At 39.5% G+C, this 8,765-nt stretch carries 14 protein-coding genes; 4 read left to right on the top strand and 10 right to left on the bottom strand.

All coding sequences use genetic code 11. From position 1 onward, the window contains the following. The 8 genes from ON09_RS20360 to ON09_RS20325 form a co-directional block, all read right to left on the bottom strand. On the bottom strand, positions 1-200 hold a 200-nt coding region (locus ON09_RS20360; protein ID WP_010602916.1), incomplete at its 3' end, for a hypothetical protein. After that, positions 197-628, bottom strand: coding sequence for a hypothetical protein (locus tag ON09_RS24495; RefSeq protein ID WP_010602915.1), 432 nt, complete (start codon positions 626-628; stop codon positions 197-199). The genes ON09_RS20360 and ON09_RS24495, both read right to left, overlap by 4 nt. Next, entirely contained in the window at positions 625-951 is a 327-nt protein-coding gene (locus ON09_RS20350) for a hypothetical protein (RefSeq protein ID WP_010602914.1), read from the bottom strand. Before ON09_RS20350 ends, ON09_RS24495 begins: the two co-directional genes overlap by 4 nt. Then, the gene (locus tag ON09_RS20345; protein ID WP_010602913.1) at positions 945-1,262 is read right to left on the bottom strand and encodes a DUF6706 family protein; all 318 of its coding nucleotides are present in this window, start codon (positions 1,260-1,262) and stop codon (positions 945-947) included. The genes ON09_RS20350 and ON09_RS20345 overlap by 7 nt, the downstream gene beginning before the upstream one ends. Positions 1,263-1,283: 21 nt before the next feature. Then, positions 1,284-1,847, bottom strand: a complete 564-nt coding sequence (locus tag ON09_RS20340) for a hypothetical protein (protein WP_010602912.1) — start codon at positions 1,845-1,847, stop codon at positions 1,284-1,286. After that, positions 1,847-2,929, bottom strand: a complete 1,083-nt coding sequence (locus tag ON09_RS20335; RefSeq protein WP_010602911.1) for a hypothetical protein — start codon at positions 2,927-2,929, stop codon at positions 1,847-1,849. The genes ON09_RS20340 and ON09_RS20335 overlap by 1 nt, the downstream gene beginning before the upstream one ends. A 1-nt stretch (position 2,930) precedes the next feature. Then, positions 2,931-3,329, bottom strand: a complete 399-nt coding sequence (locus tag ON09_RS20330) for a hypothetical protein (protein ID WP_010602910.1) — start codon at positions 3,327-3,329, stop codon at positions 2,931-2,933. Positions 3,330-3,333: 4 nt separating this feature from the next. Continuing rightward, positions 3,334-3,972: a hypothetical protein gene (locus ON09_RS20325; protein WP_010602909.1), complete on the bottom strand. Its 639-nt coding sequence runs from the start codon at positions 3,970-3,972 to the stop codon at positions 3,334-3,336. Positions 3,973-4,238: 266 nt separating this feature from the next. Here ON09_RS20325 and ON09_RS20320 point away from each other — a divergent pair, with 266 nt between their 5' ends. Continuing rightward, entirely contained in the window at positions 4,239-5,069 is an 831-nt protein-coding gene (locus ON09_RS20320; protein ID WP_157259030.1) for a hypothetical protein, read from the top strand. 85 nt (positions 5,070-5,154) lie between these two features. On the opposite strand, the gene ON09_RS20315 is transcribed toward ON09_RS20320, so the two are convergent. After that, positions 5,155-5,370, bottom strand: a complete 216-nt coding sequence (locus ON09_RS20315) for a DUF6965 family protein (RefSeq protein WP_010602907.1) — start codon at positions 5,368-5,370, stop codon at positions 5,155-5,157. Between ON09_RS20315 and ON09_RS20310 the strand changes: the two genes are divergently transcribed. From ON09_RS20310 to ON09_RS20300, 3 genes are read left to right on the top strand one after another with little or no spacing between them, the layout of a single operon-like run. After that, complete coding sequence (locus ON09_RS20310) at positions 5,364-5,741, top strand: MGMT family protein (RefSeq protein WP_238533756.1); 378 nt, start codon at positions 5,364-5,366, stop codon at positions 5,739-5,741. The two genes, ON09_RS20315 and ON09_RS20310, sit on opposite strands and share 7 nt — an antisense overlap. Before the next feature lie 32 nt (positions 5,742-5,773). After that, positions 5,774-5,959, top strand: coding sequence for a DUF3606 domain-containing protein (locus ON09_RS20305; RefSeq protein ID WP_010602905.1), 186 nt, complete (start codon positions 5,774-5,776; stop codon positions 5,957-5,959). Continuing rightward, positions 5,959-6,321, top strand: coding sequence for a hypothetical protein (locus ON09_RS20300; protein ID WP_010602904.1), 363 nt, complete (start codon positions 5,959-5,961; stop codon positions 6,319-6,321). The genes ON09_RS20305 and ON09_RS20300 overlap by 1 nt, the downstream gene beginning before the upstream one ends. A gap of 1,260 nt (positions 6,322-7,581) precedes the next feature. Here ON09_RS20300 and ON09_RS20290 read toward each other — a convergent pair. Then, positions 7,582-8,727: a hypothetical protein gene (locus ON09_RS20290; RefSeq protein ID WP_010602902.1), complete on the bottom strand. Its 1,146-nt coding sequence runs from the start codon at positions 8,725-8,727 to the stop codon at positions 7,582-7,584. Between the last annotated feature and the right edge of the window lie 38 nt (positions 8,728-8,765).

Here is an 8,765-nt window from a genome sequence, read left to right as displayed (position 1 = left end):
GGAGCATAACAATTAACGTTGCCAAAACCAATCTGATCAGCTGTGTTGCTGATGGATATGCTGTTGACGACAATCCCTTTTACTGTGCTGGCTGTACTCTTTACTGATGGCTCAACTTTGCCGCCACTTAGCAAGCTTTGAATGGCCGCGATATTAATCAGCGCTCGAACATCGGTTACTACATCAAAGCCATCTTTCATTTTAGTGCTCCTCTCAATTCAGTTGTAAAAAAAGCCCATGAGCCGCTGATCACATCCTTCCCTTTTGCTTCAACATAGTATGCATATTCTTCACCTGCTACTAAAGCCATGGATAATCCATCACCCTCATCGATTAAGGAAAGAACAAACTTTGCATAGTCTTTACCAACTTCCTGCCCTTCTGTGCCGGCAACCAGATCTTTGAAAAAGCTTTCGATTACCCGGCCGTTATACATGATCACATAACCAATTGATGAACGGAGATTCCATGTGATGTTATTGAATTGTGCTTTCTGAACTGCCCTCTCAACGAAAGCTTTACCGGCAATCCTATACTCATCAACTAATTCATCAAACCATGCTTCGGTTTCATCATTGATTATGGCTTCAAGTTCGGCCATGCTGAAATCCGCTGTAATCTTTATCATACCTCAACCCACCCTCCAGATAGTTGCCCAACAAAGCGGTTTTTTACTGTACCTGAATAGACCTCGTTACCTGCATCATCTATCACCAAAACGTTGGCCCATAAATGCGGAACTGCATCGCCTTTGCTCAATCGGATTTTACCAACTTGCAAGATTTCGGTGCTATCTTCATTTTTCAGCATCTTACTTCGATCCGGATGAAACCTACAAGGCTGCTCAACGTCCTCCCCCGGCGTTCCAGGTATTGGATAACCTTCAGGTGTTTCACCTGCTGAGCCATCTAAGGTGCGCCATTTCAAAATATGTGGCCTTAAGTTTACCATATCTGCTTTTGAGTAACACGGGGTTTAGCCGGAGCAAACGGATCAACTAAGCCCCACTTGCGATAAATTGCGCTCACTATGCCCTTGCTATCGTTGGTATACTTTATGCTAACATCATCCTCTCTAACCTCACTGATAGATATGCTTTCCAAAAGAAGCGTTACATAAACCAGATCTAATGCCATTCCCATGGTAGTCGGATCGTATTGAGTAGCACCATCAAGGTTGCCCTCATACAATGCGAGTTCAATCTTTGCCGAACTGAGGGAAAGGTTTTCAGCCTTGGTTGTTAACGCTTCTTTTATGGTCATACTCTTGCCTATCTGGATTGCTTAGGATTCTACGATTAAACGAGCATTTAGCAACGATTGCAATTTGATTAAACCTAAATGAGTTACATCATCACCTTCAGTATATTCTTTTGTGAAATCCAACGGATCACGGAAAGATTTACCTGGTGCAACTTCGTATTCCTCATCTTCATCGATCAAATGCACTTCAGATTTCAACTCACCTGAATTATCTGCTTCTGGCTTTGCAAATTCCTTAACCAATTGGCTAACAAAATCAGCAGAGTTTTCTTTGAAGGCATCAAGTGCACTTAGCACCAAGTTATTCGAATCGATCAAGGCCTTATTACTATCTAGAATAGTTTGTACCCATTCCGGAATTTCGCTCTCCTGCAAAGTGCCTTCAATATGCTTTGTCTCATCACCACCTTCAAACAAGTTCGGCGTTACTATAGCTGCATAGATCTCATCAATCTGTTCAGCAGAAAACGCACGTTCATCCTTCGCCAATTCGGCTTTCACGTCTGCATCGGTCTTACCGTCAGAGTGAAGCGAGCCGTATTTTGCAACGGCCGCTTTTAAAGAGTTCTTGTTAAAGTTTTCCATTATGCTTGGATAATAGTTGTGTCCTGAAGGTAGATATCTTCAACGTTGTTAATTACTGGAACAACACGCGCTTGCATTTTGGTGAATTCAGATACCTGAGGCTCATTGTGGCGATACTTAGAGATCAAATAGTATTGATCAACCAATTGATACGTTACGCCTTCTACAGGATGGTTTTGTTCTGCAAGCTTTGCATAAACCATTAACCCAACCTGCCCTGCAGTGGTATAGATAATTGTGCCTGGCTTCCATGGTTTTACTGGCGTACGTTTAGCGTTCTTTTCTTTACGAATAGTACGATCAATCGCCACAAATGTAAAACCACCACGTTTTTTAGCTAATGCGTTGAGTTGGTCAATATCTGGTGCAGGGATATTACCTCCAACGAAGTTTTGACCGAAAGCATAAAGCTCTTTTGTTTGTGTTAAATTGGAAATTGCATCAATTGTGGCTGAATCAGTATAAGCAACTTGAATTACACTACCATCATCTTTCGATTTTTGAACGATTTTTTTAACATCATCCCAAAATTTATAGGTTGGGTCGGTTAACGCTTTCGCTACTCCAAACTTATGGCTATCTAAATAACCATAGTTCAAACGGATACCTTGACCAACGTTTTCATCATCAGTAACCATTACGATACCGGTTGAAAAACCTTCAAGAAATGATGCCTCGTTTAATTCGTAACCACCACCTAATACTTTCTGGGTATCTTTGAACAGTTCCGCAACGATTTGAGCATCAGTTCCACCGCTAGCGATTAATGTATCCAATGCAGTCAACTGTGTTTCGTTTAACCAAAGCTTCATTGACATCTTTGCGATATCGCCACCAGCTTTACCCATTGAATCACGCATTTTTAATGGATCATCACTATCCATAGCGACGTAATCCGCAGATACAAGGATATTTTCCTGACTCAACGTTTCCCATTTTCCAGATACAGAAAACTGAGGTTTTAACAAAGTTCTGTGTAGGTAAGGTAATGGATTGGTTGTATCATTAAGTTTTTTGGTGATACGGACTGTAACACCTGGGAGATACTTAGCAACCCATTGAATAAATGCTGATTGTTCCATCTTAGTCTGCTTGTTGGCCAATTAAAGGCATTGCCGTTTTTACTGCTGCCGCAACTGTTGCGAAATCGTAAGGACATGCCTCTGGGTTAATAACTCCCTGCGTCAAAATAGCCGCAGATGCTTTTTTTGTAAGAATACTGGCGATCAAAACCCCAGCATATACATGGCCTGTTGGCAATGATGCATAAGCTGTTTGACCTGCATTTACAGGAAGCGGCTTGTATTCTTTTGTTGCTGTCTCGAAAATAATCGGGTGACCAGCATTAATTACTAAAGGCGCAAACCCTGTAACGTCTAAGGCTTTTCCGCCTGGAACGGTTGCGAAAACTTTTCTGATAGCGACATTGTCCTTCTCAGTGTTTACTTGCACACCGTCATCTGTTAAATTGACTGTAGCCATTTGTTTATAGATTTTCCATTACTGCATCCAACTCCGTGTCGGTTGCTTCTTTTACTTTTTTCGTGCTTCCACCTATACCACCCACCGGACGATCATTACCCATTCCGCCGTTGGCATCTTCTTGGATAAAGATTTTTGCATCTTCTGTAGCATCAGCTAGATATGAATTGAAATCTTCATCATCTTTAAATGCCATTCGATCAAAATCCTTAAGTGCTTTTGTTTTAAAAGCCTCAGAAGTTCCTTCCAATGTTTTAGCGTACTGCTCCCTGCGGGTGTTGCCAACTTTTTCAGATTGGATCGCTGCTAAACCCTGCGTTAATGCTCCGACACTTGTTAACAGACCTTTGGCCCATTCTGGCATATCGGTTGGTGTTGCAGGTTCTGCCGGATCCTCCTTTTTTGCTGGCTCTTCAACTTTTGCAGGCTTTTTAACATCAGATACTTGGCGGCTTGCTACTGACTGAACGAAATCAGCTGTAGGTTTTGCGGCTGTAACTGCTGTTGACAAATCCTCGTCAGTTGATTCATCTGTTAGAGATTGCTGGCTGATAATTAAATCCGCTAGACTCTCCAATTCTTTTGCGTTAAAACCCTTGCTTGCAAACGAGGTCTTTAACAATGCGATTAATTTTTGTTTCATGTGTTTCGTACCCCGTTTTATTCCTAGCGGACGGGTTACATTGCGAAATTACCTGTAAGGCATGGCGTGGTAAAGCTTAGTGGATTACTTGGAAAGGTTGGTAAATTGAATACTTAAAAATCAGTATTTTTCTACCGCTCATCAAGGCTGGCAGGCTGTATATGTAGAATATTTAGGCATTAGTATATCCCATCTTTTTTGTTACATTACTGTAGTTTAATAATTACATAACTTGTATTCATAATTATTAACCCTATATCAATTTTATGAAAAAACATCTAAAGCTAATGCTTGGCCTTGCCTTGGCCGCAACTTTCACTTCTTGTAAAAAAGATCAAACTACTTTAGATGATGGGCCGGGAAAACTAAAAGATCGTGTCGATTTAAAGATGACACTACCAGGCCAATCCGCTCAAGAGGTTTATCTTGTGCAGCAGCCAAATGGAACTTACCAAGCAGCTTGGTATGGTAATATGGTTTTCGGCGACATACCTCATCCAACTATCAATGTCAAGAATGGCCAGCCAATCCCGGCAATTGAAGTATTAGATCCAAATAGTGAATATCTCGAGATTTTAACAACCGGCCCATATTTTACTGTAATACGTCCAACCTTTTTAGGTAGCGTTAGTACGATAAAGGAGAAGTTTGGAGAATTTGAAGATGCGTACGCAGATTACATTTCAGCGAAAAAGGATGAGTATGGAACTTTGAAACAGCCAACTCTGCCTAACTTGGATACCTATATTGAAAATACAGGTAACGGTGAAATTATTATAAAAGGAATGATTGTTTCATCAACTGCTTCCCCATCAAAAATGTCAATTGTTCCTCATACATTTGTACCACCAGCGCCTACTATTCCTGCATATTTATTGTTCCCAGATTATACTGTTGGCAATATACGTTACGATATCACCGGGAATAATTTGGGAACAGTTCAAGGGGTTACTGCTGTAGACATAAACACCAACCAGAATGTTCCGATTTATGGTTTTTCTGGATCTTATACGGAATTATCAAATGGTATTCACGTTCAAGATCTTATTATCTGGACAAGTCCTACAACATTTATTACTTATACAGGTAATCTATAAATAAAATATTTGTTTAGTTATGGGATGGTCGGGAGATCATCCCTTTTTTCGTATATTCAAGTTATGAACGAAAGAATTACAATAATTAATTACTCTCAATAATCAACTTCATTTGCTGAAGCCTCAATATTATTGGTGCATTGATCTTTGCATCTGGTTTGGTTCGCAATGGAATGAAATGAGATTCCAGGAATAAATCATAATCGGTCACCTGCACAGCTGCATTTAAGAACACTGGCATATCTGGACGTGGTGCATTTTTGAACCACTCTTCCAATTCGCTTACTTGGGTTGGTGTCATTCCCCAAAGCTACGTCAAAAACCAAAGCGTACACCTATTGTTTTATCAACATGCTGGATTTTTACGAAAGGGTTTATGAAATAGTAGCATTGATTCCATACGGTAGGGTAACTACTTACGGGGCAATCGCTAAATGCCTGGGTGCAGCTCGCTCATCTAGGTTAGTTGGCATCGCCATGAATCATTCACACCTTACCCATCCACATCTGCCAGCTCATCGGGTGGTCAATAGGAATGGTTTGCTGACGGGCAAACATCATTTTCCTTCAGCGCCAATGGCTGAGTTATTGGAAGCTGAAGGGGTCGTAGTTGTTGGTGACTGTGTTGTTGACTTTGATAGGCTGTTCTGGGATCCAAAAGAACATCTGTAAAACAATCGCACATTCCTACATGTTTTATTGCCATGGACGATAAAAGAAAACAAGATGGTCGTGATGATGCTAAAGTAGATTTGAACGATCCAAATGAAGTGAGTTATGCGGCTCAGCAAGCAAATGTTAGCACTGAAAAATATAAGCAATATGCAAAAGCTGCTGGAACATCAAACCGCGAAAAGATTCTTCAGTACATCAAGTCAAATAATAGATAATGCCCCGTCGCAAGAAACATAATATAGAACTCGATGGACTACCAAAACTACTTGGAGCGGAAGTGTACCAGGAATCGCCTGGGTTCATTTGCCTACTGCCTAATGATGTGCACGAAAGCGTGGTTGGTCGGGGTGGCTCGGTCGCGGAAGCGGTAGATAACTGGGATATTAAACTACAAGCTCATTTGAGGAATGCCGGTGATGATGATCCGGTAGTGGTGTTTGTTAAAGGATTGCTTAATAAGAAGGCTTATACCGAGCAAGTTGCACCACCTACTTCCGTTGCTAAGAAATCACGTGAACATAATATTGCTGAATTTGAAGCCCAGTTTTATTCATCGAGATCGCGGGGAAATAAGTAATTTTCAAAACAAAAAGATTTATACTTGGTTAATACGATTAACATTCAATCATTTACTTTGGTTAGTTGATGATCATAAAAAGGTGTTTCCCTGAGTGGGAACCTTTAATTTTTTTCGTTTGTTAAATTTAAGGCTGTCGTGAGATAGCCTTTTTTGTTAAAACTAATTGTACTTTTTACGGTTATCTATTTGCTGGCTTCAGCATACACTAAGATAGACAACAGCGGTCTGAATTTGGGAGTTCAGACCGCATTTTAGTGTTTATCGCGTTGTATACACTTCATGTGACAATGAAGATACTTATTCATAGCGTTCATTTTTTCGAAACCATTTATACTCAGAACTTCTTTATTATATTTACATAACCTTAAACTAGTGGGATGACACTTACTAGCGGTACTATACCTTGTCATGGATGTGGCAAGGTATATACCTATATATGAGTATTGTCTTTTAAAACGATAATATCTATAATTGTACTAGACAATGGTGTCTTGAGAATCAATGGATGACGAGTCTCATCTTTCGCGATGAAAGTTAATTCCCCTGTTATTAGCGTAGCAGGGGATATTTACCTTTAGCCTATGGAAATCAAATCTAAACACATTTGGATTGTTGGAATAACGCTTTGGCTTATGACTATTGCGATAGGGATGATCTGGCCGCAAGAACAATCCTACCCTAAATGTCACTATCAACCTACAATTGACCTGCTGCTTTTGCATTCAGATGCGCATCGAGCTGAATTATTGGCGAAATAGTAAGTTAACACCTGTTCATTTTTGTTCAACTTTCTAATTACCAGATAGTAAGATCTCCTTTCTCTAACTTTAAATAACCAAAGATTTAAGTTATGAGAAAGTTGACTACGATTTCCATACTACTGATGATATTTACGAACTTTCAGGCTAAGTCTCAACCAGGTGTAGGTTGTCTACGGAATGCCGATGGTCGACTTTATACAGTAAAGAACGTTTTTGGATTTTACGAGCTTCTTCTCGCAAATTACCCAACATCTCCTCCTGCTTGCCCAAGAGTTGCATTAGGAACTAAAACAGGTGTTACATGTCGATTTTTGGCAGGAGGTCCAGCTAATGATGAATACAACTATATTCTATATACCGCGAATGGTCCGGTACAATGCGATCTTGACCACTACGGTTACGGAGCATTAGCTATTGCCGGATTTCTTGCGTTTAGGAGGATAAGAAAGAATTAAAAAAGCCATACATTTCTGTATGGCTTTTAGAAAGTGGTTATTTACTGGCCTGGCGCCAATAGCCCCCCTCCAAATGGATTATACAAATCCGGATCGATTGGATCGAATGGATATAATGGATCAAAAGTACTCTCCCCCACGAATTCAGCTACCCCCATTTTTACATAGATATATTTGTAACTACCAAGGAAGAAATCATCTTGATGAATATAATAACCATCAGGTAATTTTTGTAACTGATTTAATGAGTTGGTGAAATAAGAAAACCCATTGGCTTGAATGACATTTGATACAGATGGCAATGGAGCAGGTCTATCATCTCGTAAATGAGATTTGTAATAGCTATAGAAATATGTGGTATTTGGAGTGAAGCTTGCAACTTCGTTCTGATAGATTCTATTTTCAATTCCTGGCTCTGGCACAGCCACATCGGTAGAATCGTACGGTGCTGGCACAGGGTTTACAGAAGGCCATCTGCAAGCTTTGTATTCCGCATAAGCCTTTTGTTGTTTTCTATCAAGAGTTATCCAAGAAAGGTATGTACAAATCGATCCTGCAACCGGCAGTAATACCATACAATTACCAGCATTTGTGCGATAATCTCTAGCATTTTTATTCCATTTATCAATAAAATCCTCTAAACATTTGCTCGCTTCTGGAGACTCGGGAGCAGGCCCTGTATCGAAAGGGAATGTACCCTCTGGCGTAGTCATCAATAATGAACTCTTAACTTTATTATTGAATTTTATCTCTGAATTTTTTAATGATGCTTTTTCTAAGCTTCTTCTGAATAATGTGTCGTATAAATTATTAAACTTATCTATGTTTTTAGATTCAGATAAATTATACGACTGTTTAATTCTGCTCAATAACACCATATTTTCATTTAAAATACTGATTACTGAATCGGGATTAAATCCTCTGCGCTTTAAATACTGTTTAAAATCTGCTTCAGTTTTAATCGCCATACTTATCTCGGTCGAACTGTTTGATTGTCTTGCTTTGGCGTACATTGCAGAAAACATGGCAGAATCATTTGCTAAATAAGCTTTTAAATCTTTGCTTATAGAAAGATTCTCTAGCGAAAGATCTGAATTTGTTGGACCATCGTCCAAAATGCTTTTCTTACAAGAGATAGTAACTACCGTCATCATAAGGAGCGTTAATAATAGATTTTTAATTTTCATTATCTGAATTTTTTATGATTGTAAGATAGTGTGTACGT

Source organism: Pedobacter agri PB92 (assembly GCF_000258495.1).
Lineage (GTDB): Bacteria > Bacteroidota > Bacteroidia > Sphingobacteriales > Sphingobacteriaceae > Pedobacter > Pedobacter agri.
The sequence above is the reverse complement of the archived record's forward strand: the minus strand, read 5'-3'. Positions and strand labels throughout refer to the sequence as shown.